Origin of the sequence: Sphingomonas sp. CFBP 8760 (assembly GCF_014841615.1) — a bacterium.
Classification (GTDB): domain Bacteria; phylum Pseudomonadota; class Alphaproteobacteria; order Sphingomonadales; family Sphingomonadaceae; genus Sphingomonas.
Genome location: NZ_JACYUG010000005.1, coordinates 197,257 through 223,213, shown reverse-complemented (window position 1 = coordinate 223,213; position 25,957 = coordinate 197,257). Strand labels below are relative to the sequence as shown.

Below are 25,957 nucleotides of genomic sequence, written 5' to 3'. Positions count from 1 at the left end.
CCCGGCTTCGACACCCCGTTCACATCCACTGCTTTCGTGTGTCCAAGGCATACATCGGCCTAGCGAGCCGCCAGGCTTGTTCCGATCGATAGCGTGCTGGACCCACACTTTCGCGTCTGCCATTCGCCTTTCCTGTTCCAACACACTTGATCGAATGTCGGCAGCGGCGCGGGTGAGGGTTGCAGATACCTTGGGAATTGCTGTTCGCCGTAAGGCGTGAGACTGTTGCGCAGCTCACGCAATCGCATTCGAGCGATCGTTGCGAGGCTTCCTCTGGAGCTGAATATGACGTCGCGTCCAACGGCTGCCGCGGTCCGGCAAAAACCAAGCTGCGATGCAACGGTCGCAAAACCGGAATATGTGCGCGTTCCATACTGATCCAAGGCGTTCTGGCCGGCTCTGGTCGTCTTGTTTTGGCGGGTGAAGTACCGATCGAGTGCTAACCATGAGGATTTCAATTCCTCGCCGTGATCTACGAGCAATGCATTATACGTCCCCTGTGTAAGAAGCATTGGCTCGAATTGGCACTGGAGCGCCGCCACGTTAAGCGCGGCTCTCAATGTCCAGACCATGCCCGCCGCCATCTCCGCGTCGAAAGCTCCAGGCAGTTGCTGCATGATGTCCGGTTCGATCCCGCTCACTGGATCACCAGCATAGTTATATTCCTTGATGTAAAACTGAGCAGATGCGGGTGTCGTAAATATTAAAAAATATACCGCTATTAGCAAAGACACGTTCGTACGCACGATAGTCAAGCCTCCGTTTGCTTGGCATTGCGTCCCATCAAGGATGAAAGTGGCGGAGCCAGGACTGGCTAGATCCATTTACTATCATACTTATTCTGATGATCGGCTTGGATGATTCATCTTCCAGCAATGCACTCATCCAACTGCCACCAAGGCAGTTGACCTGACTTTGCTTACACACACCTTACATTATGAGGTGCCGATCGGGATATTCCTCGGCTCGGTCAGCTAAGATGATCATATAGCCCACCGGGCAGACTTGCCGCCGCTGATGGGGAATGAGGATCAGCCTGATAGCCCTTTCACGATTTTCAACGCATTTGACGCATTTGACGCATGCCGTGGGCATCAGCATGTCTGTCGTATTCACTGGTGTCTGAAAAGCAGTCAGGCCTCGCATCGTGGCGCGAGGCTTGACTGCTCATGCTTACTTAGAAATGACCAATTACGCCAAACATCGGTCGCACCGTGTTGAAGTCGCCAGTGGTAGTGATTTCAGTACGAAAGCGAACGCCCTCTTTCTTTACCAGACCGTCGAGGCCAATGGCCTTGGGGCCAAACTCACCGCCGATACCGTACGAGATACGGCCAAAGTCACGACTGTCGGTGCCATAGCGATCGAAATTGACCCAGCGATATCCGACCTTGCCATAGAACAGCCCGGTCTCACCGGCGCGGACGCCTGCGCGACCATGGACCCCATATTCCCAGTCGATGTCGCCTGTGAAACCCTTGGCGGCATGACCTTCAGCGCCAACGAAAAACGCACCGATCGGGATGTTGACGCCGGCGACACCTTCAACCAGGCCGCCCTTGAGGCGGTCGCCACGGACCGACGAGGGAATGCCGCCACCCGGATTGCTTTCGAAACCTTCATAGCCTCCCATCAAGCCGACATAGGGATCGATCCCGAACTTGCGTGAGCCATCGGCCGTCGTATCCTGTGCAGACGCGACCGTGGGAATCAGAGACGCAACGGCAAATGCCGCGACCAGCAACTTGTTCATACTTGTATCCTTTAAGCGACCCGCCATCGTTGCGGCGTGGGTCAAAAGGCAAATGCCTTTTGCAGCTAAGTGTTTCATGAACATAGCATAAATGCGACAAACTGTGCCCCTAAGGCCACCGACACTCAGGCCTCTGCCCAGCCCGTTTGACGGTAAGAGGCGGGGTCTAGCCATCCATTGAGGTTATCGACGATGCGGTCAGCCCAGCTTGCCCCCCTCGAAAGCAAACCTTTCGTTTGCCACCATTTCAAGCCGTCCAGCCGACCGATTCTGGTCGCGTGTAACCGTCAAATATCGATGTGAATGAATGTCTGAAGTTGCGATGCGGGAGAGGGGGCGTGAACGTCCGGGTCTGGGTCTTGCTCGCGCTGGCGATGAAGGATAGCTGGATGGGATCACCGGTGACCCGCAGACTCTTCAGAGCCCTGTTTCAGGATCAGGCTGAGGCGCTTCCAGCGGCTTCGGTCGAGAGCCGGCAAATCCTCGCATAAGCGTGGGTGGCTCGATCGCGTTGTCTCGGCAGCGGCAATACCTTTTTGAAGGTTGTCCTCTACCTCACGCCATTGCGGGCTGCCAAAAGCAGCTTTGGGCAGGATGCCCTTGCGATAAAGCTGTTCCTGCCGCTCCATCGCCCAGCCGGGGCAGTTACGCACGATCGTCATAGCGTAGCCGACCGCCCACACGTCTGTGCCATCATGATGGGGCGGGGGATCCGCCGACGGCATAGCAAGCGTAAGCATCATTGCTATGTACGGCACCATCTTTAGCGACCTTTCACGACTAGTTCGCCTGTGACGGCGGACGCGGCGACATCGACGAAATTCAATCCAGTCGCACGCGCTGCAATCACCCGCGTCGCGAGATCGTCAGTGGCCCCGGTCCAGCCGGTGCCGGAGATACGGAAGATGTCTGCCGGGGGGGCGTAGCCATTGCGCCAGACCACCCGGGGCGCGGGGCTGTTAGGCTGCGGAGACTGCTTCTCCCATCGGGTGACGCTAAAGCCGTCGGCGTCGGTCATTTCGACCATCCTGCCATCGCTGTGCTTTGTGTCCAAAGGATCGCTCTCCATGTGGATCGTCATGGTAACGTAGCCGCGAGCCTGAACAGGAGACGCACACCGGGCAGTATCCACCGGATGGAATGAGACAACACCATCGGGCAGGGCCATCGCGTCGACCAATCGACGAGACACGAAGATATCGCCGTCCTCGAAAAAATCGAGACTGAAGGACGAATCGCGGATCTGCAGCACGGGTGTGACGCGGTCAGGTCCCGATGAGGTACGGGTTTCTCGTACCTCGTCCTTGTTGCGGATGAGGCTGAAGTTTGCTTCTCGTTCCGCCAGCTTGAAGTATCGTTCCAGGCCATCAAGGCTCTGTTGAATTGTCCACAACATCGGCGGCCTCATCGTAGCCGCGGGTAATAGCGACCGCGATCGGTCTTCAGCGCGCCTCGGAAACGCAGGGAAATGGCGTTCATCTGAGCTTTCAGAGACGCGGGGGTAGAGCTGTTGCCCGTGCGACCAAAGGCCCAAGGGCGTTCCTGACGTCGTTGTCGTAGCTCACCCCTTGAGAGCCATTGTGAAACGGCAGTTCGGTTAGATTCGGCGGCAGAACATACGTGGCCATGTTCGCGGGCAACGCGATGAGGTTCCCAACCGAATCCATCTTCCAGCCGGAGGCGGCAATCGCCTGCTGCACCGGGACAGGCAAACCTGCAACGACGGCGAAGGGGACCAGATGGTGCGCCTGCCAGCGCTGGTTACCCATGATAGAAAGAAGGGTCCTGGCGCGGGTGCTACTGGCGCTGAGAGTGGGAGACACGGCAGAGGTTCGCTCGACCACGAGAGGTATCTGCGCCGGCGCCGCGGCAACAGCTTCGTCCACGATCCTGTCGATGGCCGCGATGGCTGCAGCATCGCCACGTGAGGCTAGGCCAGCAGTACCGGGATGGGCGCGCTCATAGCGCATCACGCCAGCGGCGACGCGCTCATTGACTGGGCCGGAATATGGGACCTTGCTCCAATAACGGTAGTTCACGGCAATGTAATTCTGCGCCCAGACGTATGCCCGTGCCGCGAGGACATTCGCCGCATTCCCCCGATCGAGGCCGAACCTCTGCATTACATCGGCGACCCGCGATCTCTCTGCGGCGTCATGAAGCTGATTGAGCAGATCCGAGGCAGTGAGGATGTTGCCGCCTAGACGGATGGCTCCCCTTGGTAGCGTGGCAGGCCCGCCTGACCCCCAGGGTACGCTGGATGCCGTTCCAGCCTGGACAAAGCGCGTACCCGGCACCGTGCCCAGATTTCCCAGCATACGACCTTCGAATAGCATCGACGTCGTGTCGGTTCTCGATCCGGTCAGACCATCGATGACGCTGAGAGCATCGGACAGATCCGCCGGCATGGCGGCCTTCGGCAGGCTCATGTCGATTTCCCGTTCGTGCTCGATGAGATAGCATGTCCTCCCGCTATCACCAACCGGATGTCTTTCAGCGCCTAGGCTAAGCCTGATGCCGAAACCCGCCGTACGCGAAGAGAATGAGCGTTTGAAGTTGAAGGGCGGGGAAAGGGCCGTGAATGTCTGGTGTGGATTCTCGTGCTCGCCGACGGGACGAATTACAGCCAATCCAATCACTGAAAATTCACCTGTCGGCATCGCGGCGACACCAAAATATCGTATCTCAGCAAACCCCGAACGACATAAACAAAGGTTCGATAATATTAGTTATGTTAAATAAATATTTATTTCCAAATTTGGCATTGACGCAACTTCATCGGCCGACGCCAAAAGCGGCGGGTCGTTCGGCACGAGAAGCAAAACCTGTACGGCATCGCATTTCATCAATATACCACAGGATGATATTGGACGCGACAAGATAACCATCAGTGCGCCGCTATACGTTCTGTCCGGAAGCCCCATAGGCTTTTGGCGAGATCCAATTCATCGCGCTTCGCCTTTCCAATCATCCCCGCAAAATAGGCGCCGGGGGTGAGACGGATTTCGGCGCGCGAGTGGCGTTCGGCAGTGATCATGATCGCCACCGCCGCAGCATCGGGGCCGAGCTTATCAAGCGCATCAACGTAGACACCGATCCGAATGCCGAGATCGTTGCGAAGACGAGATGCTGCGCGATGAATATCAGACCAGGCCGGCCTGCGGGCTCCGACGTACATAGCTGCCGTGGGGAACATCTCCATCAGTTCCGCCGGCCGCGCGTCGAACCGACTGTTCGACGGCGAGGCTGGAAGGTCGGCTGCGATATGGGCGGGACCGTTCGGATCAGAACTACAATTTCGTGTAGCTTGTACATCTTTGATGGAATGAGGTCTGGTTTGTATATGTATGGAGGGCTCATTTTTTGACCCCGACCCACCATTATTCTCGGGAAACATGTACCTATCGATGGTCGTTGCGACCAACTGCTCGACCTCACTCAACCGGCCAAGCGCATCTTGAAACGGGTCGCTATCACGGGCTGAGCTCGCCTTGGCTGCTTCTGCCGCAACACGATCGATAGCGAGCTGCAGATCAAGCCAATGCGACCCGGTCAGCCGCATGTCTGCGGCCTGCGCAACTGCCTGACTGACAATACGCCGCACTCGGGCGATCTCCTGACGCCCTTCCTTGAAGAGGCGAGATTGCGCAGAATACGCGTCTGCGAGCTGCCGCAATTCCTCAAAGCGGATACGCAATGGCGAAAGATCAACGCCAAAGGCGGCGGAGATCGCGCCGTTCTCGTCGCGACGGCCCGTACGGCGTCCGTGACCGCTGTCGCGTGCAAGGATCAAACCCAGTGCACGCAGCTGGCGCAGCCGGGCCTTAATGGCGCTTACGGTCTTGCCTGCGACCTCGGCGAGTGTCAAATTGCTCGGCCAAGCAATCGGCGAACGGCCGGCCTTCCAATCGTCTGCATGCGTATAGCCGATGAGGTGCTCGAGCGTCTGCAGCGCACCGATGCCGATCCCGAGCGCTGGTGCTGCCCGCTTGACGATCGCGAATACGGCTTTGCGCTCGACTTCGGCAGGCGCATCGGCGAGCCTTGCCTCCAGTGCTCTCGCGATCTGACGTGAAAAGGCCGTTATCGGTCGGGCGCCTGTCCCGCCGGTAAAGGCCGTTTGGATATAGGTCATCGTTCGTCCCCTCTGTCGAGGGACCGTCAGCAGGCAAAGCGGAGGCGTGGCGCGAAGCGCGCTCCCTTGAACCGAGGTTCGGAAACCGATACGTGGAGGGTCTCTGTGTGACCGGTCAGCGTTTGGCGACGCTACCACGTTGCGATTTCTGGGTGCCCGGCCTTCGCGTCGGGCATTCGTTTATGCGCTCACAGTCACTCTTTCCGTTCGCCCCGCACACGTCGACGACCGACGGCCGGGAACACAAGGGGAAGATGCCAGCTCAGCGATTGTCTCGAAAGCAGTACGATTCGTGCTTTCACGGACTTTGAGTGTTTAATGTTCGTGCTTTGGCGGACCCCAAACTGCGCCGTTCGTGCTTTGACGGACCGAAGATCGTGCTTTGGCGGACCGGATCCGGCGAACTCATCGACGCGCGTTCGTGCTTTGACGGACCAATCGCCGAATCGGTCTGCGCCTGATTCGCCAAGGGCTTCAGCTGGCGACTACGGCCTTTTTCGGCGTCAGTGTAACAAAGGTAGGGGCCGCGACTCGACGTTTCGCAGCGCTTTCCGGGGGTACATCCACTTCATTCAGGATAATGCCGTAATCCGGGATTGTATCCGCGTCAGCAATACCCCTGAGAACATGCCGGAAATGCTTGAGGGTGTTCTGATAACCGAGTTGGAGACGCAGATCGTTCAGGCCAACCTGAACGGGGCCGTCAATGCAAGTCGACCGCGCGACTTCATACAAACGACGTTCGACCGGGCCGAGTTGAAAATAGTGGGATGAATACTCTAGAACGCGGCGGTCCTGCAGAATCGCGCGGTATAACCAGTCGCAAAGGCGAACTTTCACACCCTTGAGGCGCTGTTCGCCGGTTCTTGTCTTCGTGTATTGAAGGATTGCTTCCGAAAGCCACGAGAAGAAGCCAGTTTGCCCCTCACCGCCTGCTTCGATGTTGGTCTTGATCTGCGTGCCCTGAAGTCTTCCCAAGGCGTCCTGCAGGCGCGTGTAGGATCGAGCGGATCCGTTGACACCCGTCACGCGGAAGAGATCATGGGCCGTAAAGTAGAACTCTTGAGCAACGCGCTCGCCAGCATCCATCTTCGCAACCAGCAGGCTTGCAATATAAAGAAGGATTTCTTTGTCGTAGATCGTCGCGACCCCGCTTGGGCCGGCACCGATTTCGATCGAGACGGTATCTGTCTTGTAGACAAGTGACTTTTTCGACCCGGCCTTTGCAAGCGCGAAAAAGGGGTACGCCATGAGCGAATGCTCGCCGCGAACCTCGGTTAGAAGGGGGCTGTCCAGAACGAACAGGTCGCCTTGGCTGGGGTATACCTCGGTCATGCCGCTGTCGCCTCGGTCCGCAAAAGCACGAAAAGCCCTCGTTGAAGGTCCGCGAAAGCACGAAACGAACGAATTCTTACGAGGAGAAAAGCGACGATCGGGGCCAAGTTAGAGTGAACTTCGTGTTTTAGCGGACCTACCGTCAGCCTGCCCTTAGGCGCCTGACGGTCGACCTGGAGGATATGGGGAAGGCTTGGAATCATGGGCTGACGTTTAACAGGTTGGTTGCGGATATCACAGCCGTAGAACGACGCTTTGCCCCGATGCGAGGTGCCGCCCCGATGGGCCGCTCAATCACTGGATTGGGCTGCTCGTGCAAACAACCCTGCTCATCCACGCATAAGGAAAGCTGTAATCTGCAGGTCGAGCCTTTGCTCGATCGCAAAGCGTAGGCGCGGCAACATCGTCACGTTCGCCCTGCGGCGACGACCGCGGTCAGTGCGGCACGATCACGGCCATAGGTCTCGTAGATCCACTGGATGATCTCCTCGCGGCGCTCATGCTCGAAGTCGACGTCTATATCCGGAGGCTCGCGGCGTTCGCCTGACACGAAGCGTTCGAACAGCAACTCGTGCTTGATCGGATCGATGCTGGTCACGCCGAGCACGAAGCAGACGCAGCTATTCGCGGCCGAGCCGCGGCCCTGGCAGAGGATGCCGCGCCGGCGGGCTTCGCGCACGATCGCGTAGACGGTGAGGAAGTAGGGCGCGTAGCCAAGCTCGCCGATCAGCCGCATTTCGTGAGTGATCTGGTCGGTATAGTTCTGCGGCACCTCGCCATCGAACATCCGCTCGACCGCCTCGGTCGCCAGCCGTTCAAGCGCACCTTGCGCGCTCAACCCATCGATCAGCTTTTCGTGGGGATACTGGTACTGCAGCTCACCAAGGTCGAAGGTGCAGATGCGCGCGATATCGACGCTCGCCTGCAGCGCGTCCGGATAGGCGCGGAAGCGGCGGACCATCTCGTCAGGCGATTTCAGCGCGCGATCTGCGTTGACCTCGCGGCGATAGCCAAGCTCGTCGACGGTGCATTTTTCGCGCACCGCGGTCACCACGTCCTGCAGCAGCCGCGCCTCTGGCGCATGGTAGAGCACGTCGCCGGTGACGACGGCGCGCACCCCGGCGCCACCCGCCTGCCGTGCCAGCGCGTCGATCCGCACCGCGTCCCCCGGCCGTCGCCGCTGGAACAGCGCCATGTAGCCCCGTCGCCCGTAGATCGCCCTCAGGTCCTTGAGCGCAGCGAGGTTCTTCTCATCCGCCTCATGCGGCAACAGGATAGCGACGACGCCGTCCGACCACGGCTGCAAGTCATGCCAGTGCAGCAGGCAGCCGCCCTTCCCGGCCCGTTTCTTGCCGACGGTCAGCAGCCGCGTGATCCGCGACCAGGCGGGACGATCGGTCGGATAGAGCAACAGTCGTCGTCCGCAGGACAGGTCGACGCGGGTCCCGGCGATCGAGCGGACGCCGGTCGCCTTCTGGGCTTCCCATGCGCGGACCACGCCGGCGACGGTGCCGATGTCGCTGACGCCGATCGCCGGATAGCCAAGCAATGCAGCAGCCGCGAACAGCTCGTCGGGCGACGACGCACCGCGCAGGAGCGAGAAGTGGGTGAGCACCTGCAGCTCGACATAGTGGGTCATCCAAAGACCCCGTGCATCCACCAGGACAGGTCGCCGGTGTCGTCCTCGAAGCCGTCGCCGCGGCGGAACACCCAGAAGCGACCACCTTCCTCGTCCTCGACCCGGTAATAGTCGCGCACCGCCCACACTTCCGCATCGCGGCGCCACCATTCGCCGTGGACACGCTCGGGTCCGTCGCCGGCGACGACCTTGTAGGTGCGTCCACGCCATTCGAAGCGTCGCGGGGGCTGGTCGGGCATCAGCGCGATCACGCGGGACAGCGGTTCGGGCCGCGCAAACAGGCGGATCGGCCGTTGCCAAGCCGGCCAGTTTCCGGGCATCCCGGTCGGGTCGGAGCGGGCGACGGCTCGCTCCGGCACATGGCTGTCGACGGGCGCGATCCGGAACACCGCTTGTGGCCCGATCCGGCCAGCGATCACGTCGACCAGCCGTGCCGGATCACGCACCAGCGTCTCGCCGGCGAGGACCGCACCAAGGTCGNGATCCGGAACACCGCCTGTGGCCCGATCCGGCCAGCAATGACATCGACCAGCCTTGCCGGGTCACGCACCAGCGTCTCGCCGGCGAGGGCCGCGCCAAGATCGACCGCATCGAGTGGTTCGGTATGCACCGCGATCAGCCAGAACTGCTCGAAGCCCATACCGGGATCGATGCGCTCGATGCGCAGCTTGAACAGCCGCAGCAGGTGCGGCACCTCGCGGGTCGGCCGTGACGTGCCTACGCCCACAACCTGCTCGCTGCCGTCAACGCGCAATCCCGTCAGGCGCAAGGCGCGGGCACCCAGGCCCCTTGCCTGCAGCAGCTCGGCAAGATCCGCCAATAGATCGGCCATGACCTGCTCGATCGCCTCGGCGGTGCCGATCGGCTCCAGCAGGCGGCGCTCGACCATCGGCACCTCCGGATCCTCGCGCGGCGTGATCGGCTCGGCGACGCCTCCCAGCGCCTGATCGAGCCGAGTGATCGCCGCCAGGCCAAGCCGGCGGGCGAGCGGCCCGCGCGCCACTGGCAGCAGGTCGGCGATGCGTTCGAAGCCGAACTTGCGTGCGGCCACCAGCGCGGCCGGCGCCAGGCGCAGCGCGGCGATCGGCAGCGGCGCGATCGCGTCCACTGTTCCTCGCGGTTCGACGCGGATAAGGTCACCGTGCCCGAAGCGAGCCAGGGCATGGGCGGCACCGGCCGTGTCGGCGACAGCAAGACGCGCAGTGAAGCCGGCACGTCGGCAGAAGGCGAGCAATCGCCGGCAGAACCGTTCCTCCCCGCCGTGGAGGTGGTCACAGCCGGCGAGGTCGATCCACAGGCCATCTGCCGGGGTTACCGCCGCGATCGGCGACCAGCGTCGGACCACGAGCAACGCCAGCCGGTCGAGCAGCGCTGCGTCCGCCTCCGGTTCGGCGGGGCGAAAGTCGAGATCGGAGACCAATGCGCGAGCGTGAGCGGCGGCCATGCCGCGGTGGATGCCAAGCGCCTGCGCGCCGGTGCAGGCGGCCACTACCTCCTCGCGTCGGCCGACCTTGCCGACCAGCGCCAGCGGCGCATGCTCGATCGGCGCGAGGACAGCTACGACCGGTCGTGATGCCGGCGGTGTTGCCTTGTAGGGATGGCTGGCCGCTTCCGAGCGTCGACCAAGCTCGCGCATCGGTGGCTGGGCGTGGACCGGCAGCGCCGCGATCTGCGCCTCGATGTCGCCGCGTGATGGTGCGCTCTCGCGCGCCCACCGCGCACCCGGTCGCCATCCGCCGCCCCGCGGCACCGAACAGGCACCCGGATCGTCGTCTACCGGTAGCTGGAGGACGGGCCGCTCAGGCAGCCGCGAAGCGGGCCGTTCCAACCGTCTCAGCCGCTCGATGGCCAAGTCCGGCAGGAACAGCGAGACGACCCGTCTCATCGCTACCCTCCACGATCAGGGAAAAGCCTTCACCACCACGTTGCCGTGCTAGTTCAACCAACCATCTCCCTCTTCCTACACCCGCGACATTCAGCCGCTCGGACGACGCGGTGCCAATCCGCCAGCGTGTCCACGCGGCGGATGGCTCGGCAAGCGGGTCTTCATTCAGCCCCCGTCGGCGACGCAGCAGCAGTACCGGCATGTCCGCCTCGGCCGCGACCAGTTGCAGGCGGCGGGTGGCGACCATCGATACCTTGCTCGCCTCCGCGACGATCGCGGCTGGCGTGCCGTCACGTATCGCGTCCTCAACCACCGCCAGCAGTGCGGCATCGTCGCGAGGCTGGGCGTGGATGACGCTGGCAGACGGCAACCCGACTTGCGCGAGGCCGGGTGCGTAGAGGTCACACCGGCAGCTTGCCCAGAGCACTGGACCGCCGGTACCGGCCGCCTCGCGGGCAGCGATCCCGGCGATGAATAGCGTCGTGGCCGCGTCGTCGGCCAGCGATCCGGCCCGCGCGGTTGCCTCGTGGAGAGCCCCGGCACGCAAGCCCCCTGCCCCAAGCCGGCCGTCGATCGCCTCGACACCGAACGGCATCACGCGGTAGTCGGTCGCCGGCGTGGCGATGGTCCGCAGCTGCGCTATGCTGGGCGCTAGGGAGGCAAGGGCGGACATAAGGGCTATACTCGATTCGTTCCCTTTATGTTCTGTTAACGGGGGCGATCGGTCAAGGGGCTTTCTCGCCGCCTCCGTCTGCTCCGCCGGCAAGGCCGACCACGATGCTCTCGACCGCTACCCGATTACGTCCGCCCTGCTTGGCGCGCTGCAGCTGGTCGTTGGCAGCGGCCAGGACAGCCTTGGCTTCCCGACCACGCACCGCAACGACGCCGGCAGACAGGGTGACATGGCCGAGCGGCTGGTTGCTCTCTCGCACCCGCATGTCGCGCGCGCCGAACGCCTCGCAGGCCCGGGTGACCATCTTGCCAGCAGCAGCGAGGTCGATGTCACTGGCCAGGATAGCGAACGTCCCCCCCTCCGATCGGGCGACGACGTGGCCCGGGCACTGGTCGATCAGGTCTCGCGCCACGATCTTGATAAGCCGATCGCCGACCTCGGCTGAATGTGCCTCGTTAATGCCGCGCAAGCCATCGATGTCGACCAGCGCCACGCATGTGCGTTGGCTACCTGGTTCGGCTGCCAGACGCTCATCCAGTGCGGCTTGATTGATGAGACCGGTCAACGGGTCATGCTGACCGATGGTTTGCAGCGCCGTCAGCTCAGCCCGGATATTTCTTGCCTGCCTTGCTGCTTCGGCAAACCGGACTTCGGCATTTTCGGCCCGTTCCAATACCGTGGCAATCAGCGGTCCGGCGCCGCCATCCGGGGAATCGAGAAGGGCCGCAGAGGCGACGATCAGTTCACGGTTGAGGTCGCTGACGGTTTCCAGGGCGTCGCTGACGACGTCGAGGACGCGCAAGGTGATGTGGTCGATCTGGGGCGCGAGCAAACGCAGCGTGCTGCTGGGCCGGAACCTCTTGACTTGGGCGGGCGTGAGCCGGGCACCGCCGTCGATGACGCCGTCGACCTTGGCCCGAAAGTCTTGATCGTCGCCGTTAAGGTACTCATGCGCAAACGAATAATGGTCTGGCGTATGGGAGAGCCGATGTCGATCGAGGAACGCAAGGACCTTGCCCCCACCCTGCGATTGACTGTTGTGATCCGTCACAAATTTCCCCGTTTCGGAATGGAAGGCATGCCCCGCCTACCAGCCTGCCGATGGTCATGCTGAAGCCGCTCATGACAGATGTGTCCTAACGAACTCACCCAATATGACCGATGATCCACCCGTCGTGGCGCAGCGTGAGATTTCCCAATCTCGCCTTGCAAGTTTGCCGTCTCCGTGAAAGCTTTAATCGCGAAGGGCGAGCGGTGGCTAAACGACCGAAGTGAACCGCACCGGGTTTGATGGAGCATCCGTCTTTCAAAAGGCGGATGCCATATCAAAAGGTCGCCCCACAACCGGCGGTTCATGCCGTTCCGATACCTTCTCAAATTCCGCCGTTCATTCATTTTACCGGATGGATCGTTAGGCTACCCGGATAATTTGTTTCTACGGTTTCAAACGACCGGAGAGCGGATGTCCGTTATAGGATGATGTCATCATATTCCTGGCCGTCCGTTTAAAGGGAAACGAACGGCTCTGAGCGGCCCCGGTTGTAATCTGGTGGTGGAACGATGTCGCAGCAGGCTGCTTTTTAAGCGGCCTATCAGCTTTGTGAGGATGATGATGGCCACCAAGCACTTCACTGGGAACGAGGCAATCACAGGGTCAGATGCGCTCATCATCGTTGATCCGCAAATCGACTTTTGCCCCGGTGGCCGACTGGCAGTTGCGGGGGGAGACGAGATCATGACCGGGATCAGCCTACTGGCCACGCAGTACCAGCACATAGTTATGACGCAGGATTGGCATCCAGCCGGGCATCTGTCTTTTGCGAGCAGCCATCCCGATCGGCAGCCATTCGAAACAGTGCCGATGCCGTATGGCGAGCAGGTGTTGTGGCCTGATCACTGCATCCAGGGAACAGCTGGCGCCGAGTTCCATCCCGGCGTGCACAGCGCACTCACACGCGCTCACCTCGTGATCCGTAAAGGCTACGACCCGACGGTGGATTCCTATTCGGCCTTTTTCGAGAACGACAAGACGACGAGGACGGGGCTGGCCGGCTATCTGCGCGAAAAGCAGGTTCACCGGTGCGTGTTCGTGGGATTGGCCTATGATTTCTGCGTTGCCTGGTCGGCGCTCGATGCTCGGCGTGAGGGCTTCGAAGCGTCTATCCTGAAGGACTATACGCGAGCGATCGCCATGCCGGTACCCGGTGGGACGACAGTCGACGCGGCGGAAGCCCAGTTCCGCGCGGCTGACGTCCGGTTTTCTTGAAACGCTAAACGACCCACAAATGGACGTTCAGGCCGCCCCGCTCGCTTCCTAACTTCGGTCATTCATTCATGTAGACTGGTTCGTTCCCCGTAAACGACATGTCGCGGACGCGGAACGGCAAAAATGGCACTTTGCGGTCGTCCTGTTGCAAGGTCTGAACGGCAGCTGTTGACAAAGCTCGTTGTTCACATGCGGCAGGTTGACCGTCAGCTCTTGTCAAAATACGGCGTTTAGCGCTTATTCGTGCGGCATGGCGTTGCGACTGGAGCTGGGCCGGTAACAGACTGGCAGCTCTCGACCGCGATTTAGGAGCAGTAGGACGTCAGTTAATGTCAGTGCGATGGGCGCAAAGACCACAAGCAGTCGCACAGACCGAAGACGTTTCCATCTATTCATATCCAGCGTCCTTCCGCTGCCGATGTTAACGGTGTGCGGTGCCGGGCGAAGTTATTCGGGAGGTGGTGTTGATGAAATTTGAGGGGGACGCAGGGTGAACGGGACACAGCCGACCGAGCAAAACGATCAAATCCAGATTGCGATCATCGACGAGACCTATGGGGTCATCGAGGAGGACGCTGACTGGAAGATCGCTCGCGAAGAGCTCCGACGCACGCTGGAAGCGGAGCATGGCCTCCCTTTTGAAGACGGTGACATCGGCCCAGGCGCTAGCCTACCGGCCTTTATCACCTTTCTTAGCGGCACGGCGCCGGTTCCGCTTTGGACGATGAGTGCCGCGCTATTCTTTCTCGGCAAGCCGATCATGGAAAACCTAACGGCGTGGCGCGATGTGGCGAGCAAACTGCGCGCCTTTCTGAAACGTCCTGTAGCGCTAAATCGGCACGGCGCGGCTATTATCGCCGTTGAAGCGGTGTTCGATCAGATGGGTGGCCTACCGCGCGAAGTGCGTCTTTTGAGCTATGGTACACGGCATGTGGATGACGACGAGGAAATAGTCGACACCGGCATCGCCGGAGCCACGCCGACTTTGTTTCTTGGCTTCATCCGCCACGTCTTTCGGATTGAAGCTGATGGCGTCACGTTTGCAGTCGAGGTCGATGGCCGCATCGCGACCACCAAGCGGATCGATTTAGAGGGTATCCCATCGTCCTAAGGCACTGGGACAGGAGAGAAAAAAATTCATGGCTCGCAAGGAAAACCCGAGCGCAAAATCGCGTTCAGCGCCTTCCCCTTTGCCGGCTTGGAAGAAGCCATGGATTTGGTTTGTAGGCGTGGTGGCGGCCATCGCGTTGTTACTGACCAACGTCAATGCGATTCTTTCTAACACTCGCGCGCTACCGGACGAGATTCGAAAGACCAGCGATCAGTTTTTCGACTGGTATGCTGATTATGCGGGCTGGAAAGGCAAGTGGAGTAATTATCCTGAGGGACGCAGTAATATGGCCGAGCTTCGGCTCACCGGTGAAGCATTTCGTCTCGACATAGATGACGTAGGTTCAGGATCGCTGACCGGGTCGATCGAGACGAAAGGTATTTGCGACGGGGTGCCGCTGTTCGACCGACTGCTTATCGAAGGAAATGTCACAAGTTCGCGCCATGCGAAAATCAAAGCGTTCGATTATATTGGCGGCCACAAACGCACGTTTGCAGCTCTCGCGCTGCAACGAAACGGCGAGGTCATGACTGTAACTCCAAACGAGGATCCATCCGCGCTCTTTGCCAAGGAAAGCCGGATCGCACTCGATCCGGACGATCTACAGGCAAGCGCGGACCGCGAGCCAATCTGTGGCAACAAACGCAAGCAGTTCATCAAACGCGTATTGGAGAACGCTTCGCAAAAAGGAACGTAATTCGCATGCGTATGCAGCGGTTGCATGTCCTAGAGGCTGTTATGAGCCTATGGCGAGTTAAGCGGCTTGCTTCATCATGAGGCATACGAAGGCGACGACATGAAGTCCGTCAAGTGTTTCGGCATAGCGTTCATAATCTTTCACGAGGCGGCGGTAGCGGGTTGCCCAGGCGAATGATCGTTCGACAACCCAGCGGCGCGGCAGTAGCACGAAGCCGCGTTTGGCTTCCGGCAGCTTGACGACCTCCAGGGCGATACCGTGCCCGGCCTCTGCATTGGCGGCGCGCTCGCCGGTATAGCCCTGGTCTACCAAGGCGATTTCGACGTGGCCATCGGTGACGGCCCGCACGGTGCGGGCGAGCCGTTCGACCTCACCGCGATCCTCGGCGCTGGCGGGTGTGACATGCAGGGCTAACAGGTGTCCCAGCGTGTCCACCGCCATGTGGATTTTCGAGCCTTTCTTGCGCTTGGCCCCGTCATAGCCTGCCCGCTCGCCGCTTTCGGGCGTGGAGCGCAGCGTCCGGCTGTCGATGATGGCGGCGCTGGGCTCCGCCGGGCATCCTGCGGCCAGTCGCAATACACCGCGCAGATCGTCCACCATTGCCTCGAAACAGCCCGCTGGCAGCCAGCGTTGCGTCTGCTGGTACACCGCAGCCCGGGGCGGCAGGTCGTTCGGCATCCACCGCCACGGTGCGCCCGTCTTTACGATGTAACGCAGGCCATTGAACACCTCACGCAGATCATGCTCTCGCTGACTCGTATCCTCTCGCTGCAACAGCAGGTACGGCGCGATCAGCGACCATTCCTCCTCGTTAATGTCAGACGGATAACCTCAGCCATCGAGACGCGCGAAGTTGAGGTCATCGGTGAAAGCCTCCATAGTCTCGCTTTCGGTCTCGCAAAAGCGGACCAGATCCAACCAGAGCCGCCAGCCGCTTTTCATATTGCGGATGCGAACCGCCGCTTTTGGGCCCAGATCGGTGTCGATCATGTCGAGATCGCCAAGACCATAGACGTCCAGCTGATTGGCGCGCTCGCCGATCGCGCGTTCGCCAAGGCGGAACGCCCCTTTGAGATCACTCGCCAAGATTCTAATACCGTCGAAACCGATGCGAACGGCGTTGGTGTGTTCCATCTTCGCCGCTCGCTTCGCGACCGCCCCGATGAAGCGGCGAAGTTCTACGGGCACATCGCGCAAGCGCTCGACATAGTCCTTCAGCTCAATCGCGGATTCAGCGAGCTCGTGTGGCGCATGGCCCCAGCCCACCGCCGCATCTAGCCGGATCAGATTTGTCGCGTGGCTCGGTTGATCCGCCTCGGTCCAGTCGGTCAGCTTCTCCAAGATGGCGCGATCGGGGTGTGAGAAGCGGCTCTCGTGATCGGCCTTCATTTTTTTCAACTTTGCCACGGTGTAGACCGCGATGTCATTGGTCTTCTGGTGGTGCGGGTAGCACATAAGCATCAGGTTCGCGGCTTGGCGGCGCGCTTCGTTGGTCATGGCCACGTTGAAGCGTTCGCCATCGTCCTCGGCCGCTTCGATATGACAGACCTGACCGATGAAAGTGCCTTCGGCGTCCATCATCAGCGCGCCGCATCCCGGAAAGGCGCAGAGATTGCCAGACTTGAGGAACACCTCGCGCAGGGTCTGGCTTTTCGGCGTCAGGCGCTTCGCCTTTTCGGTCACTATCGTCATGATGCCGATATAGGGACAGAATTTTCGGGGGGCGATATGACGCACGAGGAACTTGGATACCGCGTGACCGGCGAGCGCCGCTCCCCGAAGCGCTGCTATGTCTATGCGCATCTCGGGCCAGACCGGGTGCCCTTCTATATCGGCAAGGGGACGGGCACGCGTGCCTGGTCAACCGATCGCGATGCGCAATGGCACCGACTCGTGCGCACCCGGTGCGACAGTGCCTATGAGATCGTGATCCTGGCAGAAGATCTGGGCGAGGAGGACGCGCTCGATCTGGAAGGCGACCTGATCGCCAAGCATGGCAAGACCCTCACCAACTGGGTCAATCCCGGGCGCCAGTTCGACTATGCGGAACTTGACCACTTCCATAAGCTGCGCGACGCGAACACCAGCTTCATTTCCGCCACGCGCCCGCTTGAGACGAGCGACCCCGAAGCCGCGGTCGCGCGCTACCGGCAGGCGATCGAACAGATGCATGAATACTGCGCGATCACTTATGAGGCCGGGCTGGTCGCCGAGCTGCGTAACGAGATCGGCCATCCGGCGCATGGCGACATCGCCGCGCTCGATCGACTGACGCTGGTACTCCGAAAGCTCGGGCGCTACGCCGAGATCGCCCAGGCAATCGACGCCTATTTCAAGCGCTATCCCTCCTGGGTGTCCCCCAATCATACCGTCGTGAAGCGCCGCGCCGAGGCAGGTGCGATCCTCGCCGGCGAGCGCAAGGCCCCGCGACTTTCCGTGCCCAAGCCACGCAACCGCAAGACCGGTACGGTGCCCGAGGAGGAACTTGCGCCGATCCTGGTGAAGGCGCGCCGCGACCGTGCGCCGTGGGATTGGATGGTCGCCGCCAAGCTCTGCCGTGCGCATCATGATCATGATCGCGAGATCGCGTTGCTCGAGGAGTTTCTGAGCGGCCCCCGCGTGCCGGGGCGCTCCTGGCTAGATGTGGAGGAGCGGCTGTTCAAGCTCAGGGCGATGTTGTCTGCCTGATCGATCGCGGCGCGCCAGCGCCGCGACAAAGGACGCGCCCGTGGTCGGCAACAGCCGGGCAGGTGACCTGTCGTGCTGGCAGCTCAGCCACGGTGCTGCGATCTATAAAGCAAAATGGGATAATGGCGGCTGAGTCGCAGCTGCATGTCTGGCCGTCGCGCACCACAGCAAACTAACTTCTGTCCGAAATTTGTTTCTGCTTTTCGGACAATGGTGTATCGGTTGTGTCCGAAATATGTGAGCAAATCTCAGACATGGATACGCCAGACCTGAAGACACAAATCGTGAAGCGCATGTCGAAGGCGACACCCCGTGCCGCCTGGACGCCTGTCGACTTTATCGATCTCGGCACGCGGGATGCGGTCGATAAGGTACTGCAGCGCCTGGTCAATGCCGGCGACCTGCGCCGCATTGATCGCGGACTGTACGACAAACCCGCCATCAACAGCCTGACTCGCCAGCTCAGCGCGCCCGATCCGCGGCAAGTGATCGACGCGATCGCGCGGCGTGATCAGATCCGGGTGCTGGTCGACGGCATGACCGCCGCCAACGATCTGGGACTGACCAACGCAGTGCCCTCGAAGATCGTGGTGCATACCGATGCGCGGCTGCGCTCAATCCAGCTCGGCAACATGATCATCACGTTCAAGCCGACGGCGGCGAGCAAGCTCTACTGGGCGGGCCGGCCTGGCATGCGGATCGTGCAGGCGCTGCATTGGCTGCGCGACACGCTGGCCGATCCCGACGGCGTAAACGACCTCAGGGAGCAACTCGACAATATCCTGCACAGCGGCCCGAACGCGACCAAGGTCCGCAACGACCTTCGCGACGGGCTGTCGACCCTACCGACCTGGATGCACAATTTCCTAAAACCCCTGCTGACCGCGAGGCGCGCCGCATGAACCCCGCCTATGACACGATCCTGTCCGCAGATGATGAGACGCGCGCCGGCCTTTTCACGGCCGCCGCGCAGCGGATCGGAACGACGCCGCAGAATGTCGAGAAGGACTTCTGGGTATGCTGGACGCTCGACGCGTTGTTCAACGGCCTGCCCGAAGGGCCGCGCCTGTTGTTCAAGGGCGGCACCTCGCTGTCGAAGGGATTCGGACTGATCCACCGCTTCTCGGAGGATATCGACGTCACCGTGTTCCGCGACGATCTTGGCGAAGCCTATTCGGTCGAGGATCTCCATGCCCTGAGCGGCAAAAAGCGTGAGAAGGCGCTCGATGCGATCCGCGAGGCATGCGAGGCGTTCATCAACGGACCGATGCTCGAGAACCTGACGCGGATCGCGGCAGAAGCGTCGGCGCGAAACGGCATTGCCGCGGGCCAGTTGAAGGTCACGCCGGACGCTAAGGACAAGCAGGCGCTGCTGGTCCAATATCCGACCGCGACCGATCCCGACCCGTACATCCCCAAGGCGGTGAAGATGGAATCCGGCGCCAAGTCAGCGCTCGACCCGAACTCGGTGCGCTCGATCAGGCCCTATCTCGAACAGGATGCACCCGGCCTCGACCTGGAGGTGAAGAACGTCGCCATCGTCGATGCTGAGCGCACCTTCTGGGACAAGATCGTCATCCTGCACGGGCTGCGGCACTGGTATGATTCCAAAGGTGTGCTGCGCGGCGGCGGCAACCGTATCTCACGCCATTATTATGACCTCCACGAACTGATGCAGGCGGAGCTCGGCGCGCAGGCGATCGCGGATCCTGAACTTGGCGCGGACTGTGTCGCGCACGCATGCATGTTCTTCAACAGGCCGGCATTCGACCTCGCGAGCGCCGTCCCACCGACCTTCGCGCTTATGGCAGAAAGCGACATGTATGACGCGCTAAAGCAGGACTATGCGGCAATGTCGGGCATGATCTTCGGCACGCCGCCAAACTTTGAGGACGTAATGGAGAGCATTTCGATCCTTCAAGCTAAGGTAAACCAATTGCCGGAACAAAGTCCAGCTGTGCCATAATCCCGCTTTCGCAGCCTATGTTCGACGTCTTCGCGCTGACGCTGCCGCGCGGACACGCCTTTCAGCGAAAGCCAGCGCTCACATCAACGAGACTGAATAACGTGAGATGGTCGGGAGCAGCCGCCCGTTACTTCTGCGCCATGACCCAGTTGCAGTCGCGCGAGTGACCATTCTGCCTACCCAATTTTCGCCATTTATTGATCATGGTCGTCTCGGTACCATTGACCGCTCCGCGAGGCCGCCCGACGCCGGTCTTACAAGCGGCCGATAAGCCTCGCCTTGGTTGACTCGTCGCAGAACGCCGCCGCGATCGCGGAGTGGGTGATCCTCGCATCGACATCCGGGTCGCCGATCGCGCGCCGTGCTAGCCCGTATTCCTTCGCAGAGGTGGTCGAGAAGAACGCGGGATCGTCAGTCCCTAGCGTCACGACGCAGCCCGCAGCGGCCAGCGCCGCGATCGGATGCTGGTCGATGTCCAAGCATACGCCGAGCGCGACGTTGCTCGAGAGGCAAACCTCCAACGGAATGCCGAGCCGGGCCAAGGCGGCCATCACCGCCGGGGACTCGGCGGCGCGCACGCCATGGCCGACGCGGTCAAGGCCGAGCGCCTCGATCGCCGGCAGGATTGTCTCCGGTCCGAGGTGCTCGCCCGCGTGGGCAGTCACCTTCAGGCCTTCCGAGCGCGCGATGGCGAATGCCGGGCGGAACTCAGCCGCGTCATGCATCAGTTCGTCGCCGGTCAACCCGAACCCGACCAGTCGCGGCGATCGGCACGCGATGGCGGTCCGCGCCGCGTCGATCGCCGCATCGGGCCCGAGCTGCCGGACAGCTGTCGCGATCACGCGGCACTCGATGCCGGTCAACTCGCGCGCTTGGTCCGCCGCGCGATCGAGCGCTGCCAGCTGGTGGGCAAAGGGAATGCCGCCACGCCGTTCGTGCGGCGGGGAGAGCATAAACTCAACGTAGGCCGTGCCCGCGCGTCCGACGCGGACGAGGTGCTCATGCGTGACCTCTTCGAAATCAATGGCGGTGCGAATTGCGGCCGCCACCTCGTCATAGACCCGTAGGAAGGAGGGGAAGTCGTACCAACCGTAGCCCGGCGTGCTGAGCGTCCCCTCGCGCATTGGAACGCCGTTCCGCCGCGCCAAGCGTTCGGCAGTGGCCGCGGCGATGGTGCCGCGCAGATGGACGTGAAGGTCGACGTACATGCGCTAGGCGACTAGGGCAGGTTTATCAAGATTGTAACTGGCGCAAGGCGCCGCGCGGAAGCCGACGATGACGCCAATTCGATTCCTTTCCAGGAACGAGCATAAGATAGCCGAGGGCGCCCGCATCCTCGCTAGCGCTGACGTGCGGGTCGTACCCATACACTTCCCCCTTACCGAGCTCCAGACGGACGACGTGCCCGCGCTGGTCAGAGACAAGACGCTCAAGGCATTTCACAAGGTGGGTCGCCCGCTTTTCGTCGAGCAGACCGGCCTGTTCCTCGACCGGCTCGAGGGCCTGCCCGGTGGCCTCACCCAAGTTTTCTGGGATGCGCTCGGCCCCGATCGGGTCAGCTCGCTGTTCGGGCAGGGAGGAGGCACGGGCGTGATCGCACGCACCCGGATCGGCTTCTGTGACGGACGTGCAATACATCAGTTCGAAGGCGAAATCCGCGGGCGGATCGCCGCCGAGCCCCGAGGCGACCGGGAGTTCCAGTGGGATTGCGTGTTCATCCCGGACGGTTTCGAACAAACCTTCGCGGAGATGGGCGAGCGAAAGGATGATATCTCGATGCGCAGACGCGCCCTCGACGCCTTTGTGCACTTCCTGAAGGAGGTGGCACGTGCTTGAGGACCTCGCCAGGCAGATCCGCGAACGCAAGGTCGTCCTGTTTGCCGGGGCCGGCCTGTCCGCCCAGCTCGACCTGCCTACCTGGAGCGGCCTGATGGCACATATGGCGAGCGAGCTGGGCTACGATCCCGACGTACTAATTAGACCGGGGGCCGACTACCTCCAGATCGCAGAATACTATCGCCTAGAGAAGGGCAGCGTTGGTCCGCTCCGAAGCTGGATGGACAGGAGCTGGCATGTAGATGACGAGCGCCTCCGGACGTCCCGTGTCCACAACCAGATTGTCGACCTTGAATTCCCCTTCATATACACGACGAATTACGACCGTAATATCGAGCGAACCTTTGATCTCAGGGGTAAGAGATATTCTAAGGTCGTCGGAATGCTCGATGTCGCAGAAGTCCGAGCAGAACTGCCCCACATCGTCAAATTTCATGGCGATTTCGACGATGACGCTTCTCTCGTGCTGACCGAGTCAGATTACTTCGAGAGACTCGACTTCGATACCCCGCTGGACATTAAGTTCCAGGCGGATGCCCTCGGTAGGAGCATCCTGTTTGTTGGCTACAGTCTCGCCGACCTGAACCTTAGACTGCTGCTCTACCGGCTGCAGCGCCTTTGGGAGCGGTCAGGCCAAGCGCGACGCCGCCCGAAGTCGTACATCTTCCTGATGCGCCCCGACCCGGTGCAGGAGCGCGTGTTCGCAAGCCGGGGCCTTACGCCGCTGGTCCACGAGGGCGAGACCACGACGGACGCGCTCGCCGACCTGTTCGATCAGCTGCTCCACATCGTGCGCGCCAGGGTCTGAGGCACTTTGCCTGACGGAGGAACACCTCCTCGCCCGAGACGCTTAACCTCGCTCAGGCAAGATCCTGCCGTGGGACAACAGGCGAGGGCATCGCCACAACACGACACAAAGGAGGAAGAAATGACGCAAATGAGGAAAAAATGACACTTTACGTAAGATTCGACTTCAAAAACCCAATTGTCGTGGTGTCTGGCGTTGACGAACCAACGGTGCTGCACGGCGCCTATGTTGGTGTGCAAACGTCGAATGATGCCAACCTATTCAACTTATACGCGATGTCGCACGAGGGAAATCTGGTCGGTACGGTCCTTGGGCATATGGGTTGCCAAGTGGTGGAGAACATGGAACCAGGATTCCAAGCCGGCACCGCGTCACCTAGTGGATAGATTTTGACGAATGCACCCCGCCGAAATGGCGGGAATCAGCCATTTTATGCCGAAGGCGAGGGACTCATCCGTTGTGTTCTGACTACTAGGAGCTCGGATCGGAACCATCCGGCGTAGGCGAAGTCGAGCCGAAGATTACATCGCGACCATCCCGTCCGGGCCACGAGCTGCCGACCCACTTCCCTGCTCACCGACTTCAGACTTCCATTCATTTCCGCGATGCGATCGGACGTGTTCGACTATATCGAGCGCTTTTACAACCTGACGCGTCGGCACTGGACGCTGGGCTATTCAGCCCCCTAGACTTCGAGCGGCAAGCGCATGTAGCCTAACGTGGTGTCCATGGGACCGGCAGCAGCTCACGTCGTTCCTTCCTCGAGCCAAACTGTCATAGTCGATAGATCACTCAAAAGGGGGCAGCTCAGGAACGTTAATAGGCTCAACGGGCGGACGTTTCTGATCTGCTAGTGTTAGGTGAAACGCTCACACGATAAGCGCCCTCGGCCTCAGAAAGGACCGTGCCCCACTCCTTGGTCTCGTCAAGCAGGGTAGAGTATACCCCATTCGACAAGCGCCGCAGTATCGTAAAGCCACCGCTAAAATCCCCCGTTTGCTCGACCGTGCTCCTCCACTCACTCCAGTCAACGACGAACGCGTTCAGAAGCCGCTCAAGTGTGTACTGCGCGGTCACGGTACGGATGTGACCCTTGGTCCCTCCAAACAGCTCATTGCCCGCTAGGCTTGCGGCCGCTGCAGCGAGGAGGATGTAACCAAGCCGCGATACGCCGGTCCATGTCGGCACGGCGGTCTCCAACAGAGGACATGCCAGCCCCGCCGTTCCAAAGAGGAAGGCGGACCAGCGAAACAACGAGGCCGTCCGTCTGCGAGCGGTCCGCGTCCGGTAGTAGTACGTGACCTCCGCCTGAAAGAGCGTGGTTGTGGCCGTAGCGAGTTGGTCCAGAGACGAGGCGGTATCCTCCTTCGCCCATGTGAGAGTCTGAAGCGCCTTAAAGTAGTCAGTAAGGCGAGCCGGATCCTCGACCGGTCTGCGTCGTCGCGCATATACCGCCGCAAGGACGACGCCGACAAATACAAGAACCACCATCGCCGCCACCCATCCAAGCCATGGCGAGAGGCCATCACCCAGCGGATTTACGCTGAATGAAACCACTTGACTGTTGGCTCCCGCCTTCATCATGCAATTCTCCGATGCCGCGTTAAGCTACCTGCCTCATTAACCGAACAGCGATGGACGCTATCCTGATCATGGGGTTTGTCGACGGTGCGTTAGAGCAAAATCCGAACAGCGTGAATCGTTGAGGGATTCCTAAGGGGGCTGCAGTCTGATTTATGCTTGTCACCGGCGACGGGAGGGCCGTCAGATGGGTAAGCCGTTATCGATGGACCTGCATGAGCGGGTTGTTGGTGCCATTTCGTGAGGCATGTCGTGCCGAGCGCCGGCAGCGCGGTTCGAGGTGAACGCAGCCAGGGCGGTGAGGGCGGCACTTCAACGCGATCAGGGAAAGCCAACGGTCAAGCCACAGGGTGGTGACACGCGCTGGATGTTTGGTCCCAACGATTGATGGTGCAACAACCACAAGCGAGAGGAAGGAAGCGCTATGGGTCAGGTTCTACAGGGGAGCGCCACGACGACAGAGGTCGTCCGTCGAGCGATACAACATAGTAAAGCCTGTCCTGAGCCTGTCGAAGGGAGAGCCTGAGAGCGCTGGCCAGGCGCCACGGCGTCAACCAGAAGACGATCGCCAAGTGGCGCAAGCGCTCGTCGACAGCCGATCTGCGAACCGGACCCAAGGAGCGCAGGTCCACGACGCTGACGATCGAGGAGGAGGCGGTCGTCGTGGCGTTCCGACGCCACACGCTGCTGCCGCTCGACGAATGCCTCTACGCGCTACAGGCGACGATTCCGCATCTGACCCGCTCCTCGCTGCATCGTTGCCTCCAGCGGCACGGCATCTCCCGCCTGCCGGACATCGAGGGCGACAAGCCAAAGCGTCAGCTCTTCAAGCGCTGTCCCATCGGCTTCTTCCATATGGATATCGCCGACGTGCAGACCGCCGAAGGCAAACTGTGCCTGTTCGTCGGCATCGACCGCACCAGCAAGGTCGCAGTCACCCAGCTGTTCGACAAGGCTGATCGACGGACAGCGTGGGAGTTTCTCGAACACCTGCTGAAAGCCGTGCCTTACCGAATCCGCACGATCCTGACCGACAATCCTGCCCTGAGCGAAGTCGAAGGGGGCATTCAGTTCGCCGAGCAACCCCGCAACCGAAACACCGCCTGGTCGCGTCAGATGCGCTTCGACATGATCTGCGAGGTAAATGGCATCGAGCACCGGCTCACGAAACCGAACCATCCGTGGACGAACGGTCAGGTCGAGCGGATGAACCGGACCATCAAGGAGGCGACCGTCAAGCGCTTCCACTACGAAAGCCATGACCAGCTGCGGACACACCTCGCCGACTTCATGGCCGCCTATAACTTTGCCCGCCGGCTCAAGACGCTCAGCGGTCTCACGCCCTACGAATACATTGCCAAGATCTGGACGTTAGAGCCAGACCGGTTCATCGTCGACCCAATCCACCAGATGCCGGGACTGAACACCTAGGGGCCGTTGAACACTTCCCGCAAATCGTGCTCCCGCTGTCCCGCATCTTGGCGTTGCAGCATCAGGTACCGCGCCACCAGGGACCATTCCTCGTTGCTTAAATCAAATGGATACGGCTTGCGGCAAATGCTCATCCCAGCACGGATGACTCAC

The 25,957-nt window shown here is 60.9% G+C and carries 23 protein-coding genes and 5 pseudogenes; 11 read left to right on the top strand and 17 right to left on the bottom strand.

What is annotated here, in order from left to right; genetic code table 11:
- Positions 1-59: 59 nt before the first annotated feature.
- The 12 genes and pseudogenes from IFT82_RS08990 to IFT82_RS21305 form a co-directional block, all read right to left on the bottom strand.
- Positions 60-746, bottom strand: coding sequence for a hypothetical protein (locus tag IFT82_RS08990; protein WP_342355077.1), 687 nt, complete (start codon positions 744-746; stop codon positions 60-62).
- 431 nt (positions 747-1,177) lie between these two features.
- Positions 1,178-1,753 (bottom strand): opacity protein, encoded by a 576-nt coding sequence (locus IFT82_RS08985; protein WP_192125959.1) that lies wholly within the window; start codon positions 1,751-1,753, stop codon positions 1,178-1,180.
- Positions 1,754-2,148: 395 nt separating this feature from the next.
- Positions 2,149-2,415: a hypothetical protein gene (locus IFT82_RS08980; RefSeq protein WP_192125958.1), complete on the bottom strand. Its 267-nt coding sequence runs from the start codon at positions 2,413-2,415 to the stop codon at positions 2,149-2,151.
- A 101-nt stretch (positions 2,416-2,516) separates the two neighbouring features.
- Positions 2,517-3,149: a hypothetical protein gene (locus IFT82_RS08975; protein ID WP_192125957.1), complete on the bottom strand. Its 633-nt coding sequence runs from the start codon at positions 3,147-3,149 to the stop codon at positions 2,517-2,519.
- 91 nt (positions 3,150-3,240) lie between these two features.
- On the bottom strand, positions 3,241-4,413 hold the full coding sequence (locus IFT82_RS08970; RefSeq protein ID WP_207105767.1) for a hypothetical protein: 1,173 nt from the start codon (positions 4,411-4,413) through the stop codon (positions 3,241-3,243).
- Between the two features lie 227 nt (positions 4,414-4,640).
- Positions 4,641-5,888 (bottom strand): plasmid replication protein RepC, encoded by a 1,248-nt coding sequence (repC, locus tag IFT82_RS08965; protein ID WP_192125955.1) that lies wholly within the window; start codon positions 5,886-5,888, stop codon positions 4,641-4,643.
- 474 nt (positions 5,889-6,362) lie between these two features.
- Positions 6,363-7,223, bottom strand: coding sequence for a replication initiator protein A (locus IFT82_RS08960; RefSeq protein ID WP_192125954.1), 861 nt, complete (start codon positions 7,221-7,223; stop codon positions 6,363-6,365).
- 412 nt (positions 7,224-7,635) lie between these two features.
- Positions 7,636-8,862 (bottom strand): annotated as a pseudogene (locus IFT82_RS08955) (PHP domain-containing protein); the annotation flags it as partial.
- Positions 8,859-9,342, bottom strand: a pseudogene (locus tag IFT82_RS21455) (DUF6504 family protein); the annotation flags it as partial. The pseudogenes IFT82_RS08955 and IFT82_RS21455, both read right to left, overlap by 4 nt.
- Position 9,343: 1 nt before the next feature.
- A partial coding sequence (locus tag IFT82_RS08945; RefSeq protein ID WP_244646615.1) for a Y-family DNA polymerase occupies positions 9,344-10,747 on the bottom strand: 1,404 nt, incomplete at its 3' end.
- A complete protein-coding gene (locus IFT82_RS08940) occupies positions 10,662-11,420 on the bottom strand; it encodes an ImuA family protein (RefSeq protein WP_192125952.1) in 759 nt (252 codons plus the stop codon). The genes IFT82_RS08945 and IFT82_RS08940, both read right to left, overlap by 86 nt.
- 52 nt (positions 11,421-11,472) lie before the next feature.
- On the bottom strand, positions 11,473-12,471 hold the full coding sequence (locus IFT82_RS21305; protein ID WP_192125951.1) for a diguanylate cyclase domain-containing protein: 999 nt from the start codon (positions 12,469-12,471) through the stop codon (positions 11,473-11,475).
- A 555-nt stretch (positions 12,472-13,026) separates the two neighbouring features.
- On the opposite strand from IFT82_RS21305, the gene IFT82_RS08930 reads away from it, so the two are divergent.
- The 3 genes from IFT82_RS08930 (at position 13,027) to IFT82_RS08920 (ending at position 15,494) form a co-directional block, all read left to right on the top strand.
- Complete coding sequence (locus IFT82_RS08930; protein ID WP_244646614.1) at positions 13,027-13,686, top strand: nicotinamidase; 660 nt, start codon at positions 13,027-13,029, stop codon at positions 13,684-13,686.
- Positions 13,687-14,176: 490 nt separating this feature from the next.
- Positions 14,177-14,797: a hypothetical protein gene (locus tag IFT82_RS08925; protein WP_192125949.1), complete on the top strand. Its 621-nt coding sequence runs from the start codon at positions 14,177-14,179 to the stop codon at positions 14,795-14,797.
- 28 nt (positions 14,798-14,825) lie between these two features.
- Entirely contained in the window at positions 14,826-15,494 is a 669-nt protein-coding gene (locus tag IFT82_RS08920; protein WP_192125948.1) for a hypothetical protein, read from the top strand.
- Between the two features lie 57 nt (positions 15,495-15,551).
- On the opposite strand, the gene IFT82_RS08915 is transcribed toward IFT82_RS08920, so the two are convergent.
- Together IFT82_RS08915 and IFT82_RS08910 are read right to left on the bottom strand one after the other, a co-directional pair.
- Entirely contained in the window at positions 15,552-16,310 is a 759-nt protein-coding gene (locus tag IFT82_RS08915; protein ID WP_192126055.1) for an IS5 family transposase, read from the bottom strand.
- 15 nt (positions 16,311-16,325) lie between these two features.
- On the bottom strand, positions 16,326-17,186 hold the full coding sequence (locus IFT82_RS08910; protein WP_207105766.1) for a hypothetical protein: 861 nt from the start codon (positions 17,184-17,186) through the stop codon (positions 16,326-16,328).
- A 36-nt stretch (positions 17,187-17,222) separates the two neighbouring features.
- Here IFT82_RS08910 and IFT82_RS08905 point away from each other — a divergent pair, with 36 nt between their 5' ends.
- The 3 genes from IFT82_RS08905 (at position 17,223) to IFT82_RS08895 (ending at position 20,148) form a co-directional block, all read left to right on the top strand.
- The gene (locus IFT82_RS08905) at positions 17,223-18,182 is read left to right on the top strand and encodes a hypothetical protein (protein WP_192125946.1); all 960 of its coding nucleotides are present in this window, start codon (positions 17,223-17,225) and stop codon (positions 18,180-18,182) included.
- Between the two features lie 293 nt (positions 18,183-18,475).
- Positions 18,476-19,084, top strand: a complete 609-nt coding sequence (locus IFT82_RS08900; protein ID WP_244646635.1) for a DUF6088 family protein — start codon at positions 18,476-18,478, stop codon at positions 19,082-19,084.
- A complete protein-coding gene (locus tag IFT82_RS08895) occupies positions 19,081-20,148 on the top strand; it encodes a nucleotidyl transferase AbiEii/AbiGii toxin family protein (RefSeq protein ID WP_192125944.1) in 1,068 nt (355 codons plus the stop codon). The genes IFT82_RS08900 and IFT82_RS08895 overlap by 4 nt, the downstream gene beginning before the upstream one ends.
- 254 nt (positions 20,149-20,402) lie before the next feature.
- Here the strand turns inward: IFT82_RS08895 and add are convergent, their stop codons facing one another.
- Positions 20,403-21,356, bottom strand: coding sequence for an adenosine deaminase (gene add, locus IFT82_RS08890; RefSeq protein ID WP_192125943.1), 954 nt, complete (start codon positions 21,354-21,356; stop codon positions 20,403-20,405).
- Positions 21,357-21,423: 67 nt separating this feature from the next.
- Between add and IFT82_RS08885 the strand changes: the two genes are divergently transcribed.
- The 4 genes and pseudogenes from IFT82_RS08885 to IFT82_RS21300 all read left to right on the top strand — a co-directional run.
- Positions 21,424-21,984 carry a non-canonical purine NTP pyrophosphatase gene (locus IFT82_RS08885; protein WP_192125942.1) on the top strand — a complete coding sequence of 187 codons (561 nt, stop codon included), beginning with the start codon at positions 21,424-21,426 and terminating at the stop codon, positions 21,982-21,984.
- On the top strand, positions 21,977-22,792 hold the full coding sequence (locus tag IFT82_RS08880; RefSeq protein ID WP_192125941.1) for an SIR2 family protein: 816 nt from the start codon (positions 21,977-21,979) through the stop codon (positions 22,790-22,792). The genes IFT82_RS08885 and IFT82_RS08880 overlap by 8 nt, the downstream gene beginning before the upstream one ends.
- A gap of 140 nt (positions 22,793-22,932) precedes the next feature.
- Positions 22,933-23,178, top strand: coding sequence for a hypothetical protein (locus IFT82_RS08875; protein ID WP_192125940.1), 246 nt, complete (start codon positions 22,933-22,935; stop codon positions 23,176-23,178).
- A 222-nt stretch (positions 23,179-23,400) separates the two neighbouring features.
- Positions 23,401-23,510, top strand: a pseudogene (locus IFT82_RS21300) (IS3 family transposase); the annotation flags it as partial.
- 107 nt (positions 23,511-23,617) lie between these two features.
- On the opposite strand, the gene IFT82_RS08870 reads toward IFT82_RS21300, so the two are convergent.
- Entirely contained in the window at positions 23,618-24,376 is a 759-nt protein-coding gene (locus IFT82_RS08870; protein WP_192125939.1) for an SLATT domain-containing protein, read from the bottom strand.
- Between the two features lie 421 nt (positions 24,377-24,797).
- Here IFT82_RS08870 and IFT82_RS08865 point away from each other — a divergent pair.
- Positions 24,798-25,804 (top strand): annotated as a pseudogene (locus IFT82_RS08865) (IS481 family transposase).
- A 2-nt stretch (positions 25,805-25,806) separates the two neighbouring features.
- On the opposite strand, the pseudogene IFT82_RS20835 reads toward IFT82_RS08865, so the two are convergent.
- Positions 25,807-25,938, bottom strand: a pseudogene (locus IFT82_RS20835) (IS5/IS1182 family transposase); the annotation flags it as partial.
- Positions 25,939-25,957 lie beyond the last annotated feature (19 nt).

Coding starts and splice junctions, on each gene's coding strand:
- IFT82_RS08980 (WP_192125958.1), bottom strand. CDS start 2,415: ATGACGATCGTGCGTAACTGCCCCGGCTGGGCGATGGAGCGGCAGGAA.
- IFT82_RS08975 (WP_192125957.1), bottom strand. CDS start 3,149: ATGTTGTGGACAATTCAACAGAGCCTTGATGGCCTGGAACGATACTTC.
- IFT82_RS08900 (WP_244646635.1), top strand. CDS start 18,476: ATGTCGAAGGCGACACCCCGTGCCGCCTGGACGCCTGTCGACTTTATC.
- IFT82_RS08940 (WP_192125952.1), bottom strand. CDS start 11,420: ATGTCCGCCCTTGCCTCCCTAGCGCCCAGCATAGCGCAGCTGCGGACC.
- add (WP_192125943.1), bottom strand. CDS start 21,356: ATGTACGTCGACCTTCACGTCCATCTGCGCGGCACCATCGCCGCGGCC.
- IFT82_RS08910 (WP_207105766.1), bottom strand. CDS start 17,186: ATGACGATAGTGACCGAAAAGGCGAAGCGCCTGACGCCGAAAAGCCAG.
- IFT82_RS08930 (WP_244646614.1), top strand. CDS start 13,027: ATGATGATGGCCACCAAGCACTTCACTGGGAACGAGGCAATCACAGGG.
- IFT82_RS08875 (WP_192125940.1), top strand. CDS start 22,933: ATGACACTTTACGTAAGATTCGACTTCAAAAACCCAATTGTCGTGGTG.
- IFT82_RS08970 (WP_207105767.1), bottom strand. CDS start 4,413: ATGCCGACAGGTGAATTTTCAGTGATTGGATTGGCTGTAATTCGTCCC.
- IFT82_RS08870 (WP_192125939.1), bottom strand. CDS start 24,376: ATGATGAAGGCGGGAGCCAACAGTCAAGTGGTTTCATTCAGCGTAAAT.
- repC (WP_192125955.1), bottom strand. CDS start 5,888: ATGACCTATATCCAAACGGCCTTTACCGGCGGGACAGGCGCCCGACCG.
- IFT82_RS08960 (WP_192125954.1), bottom strand. CDS start 7,223: ATGACCGAGGTATACCCCAGCCAAGGCGACCTGTTCGTTCTGGACAGC.
- IFT82_RS08895 (WP_192125944.1), top strand. CDS start 19,081: ATGAACCCCGCCTATGACACGATCCTGTCCGCAGATGATGAGACGCGC.
- IFT82_RS08905 (WP_192125946.1), top strand. CDS start 17,223: ATGACGCACGAGGAACTTGGATACCGCGTGACCGGCGAGCGCCGCTCC.
- IFT82_RS08920 (WP_192125948.1), top strand. CDS start 14,826: ATGGCTCGCAAGGAAAACCCGAGCGCAAAATCGCGTTCAGCGCCTTCC.
- IFT82_RS08985 (WP_192125959.1), bottom strand. CDS start 1,753: ATGAACAAGTTGCTGGTCGCGGCATTTGCCGTTGCGTCTCTGATTCCC.
- IFT82_RS08885 (WP_192125942.1), top strand. CDS start 21,424: ATGACGCCAATTCGATTCCTTTCCAGGAACGAGCATAAGATAGCCGAG.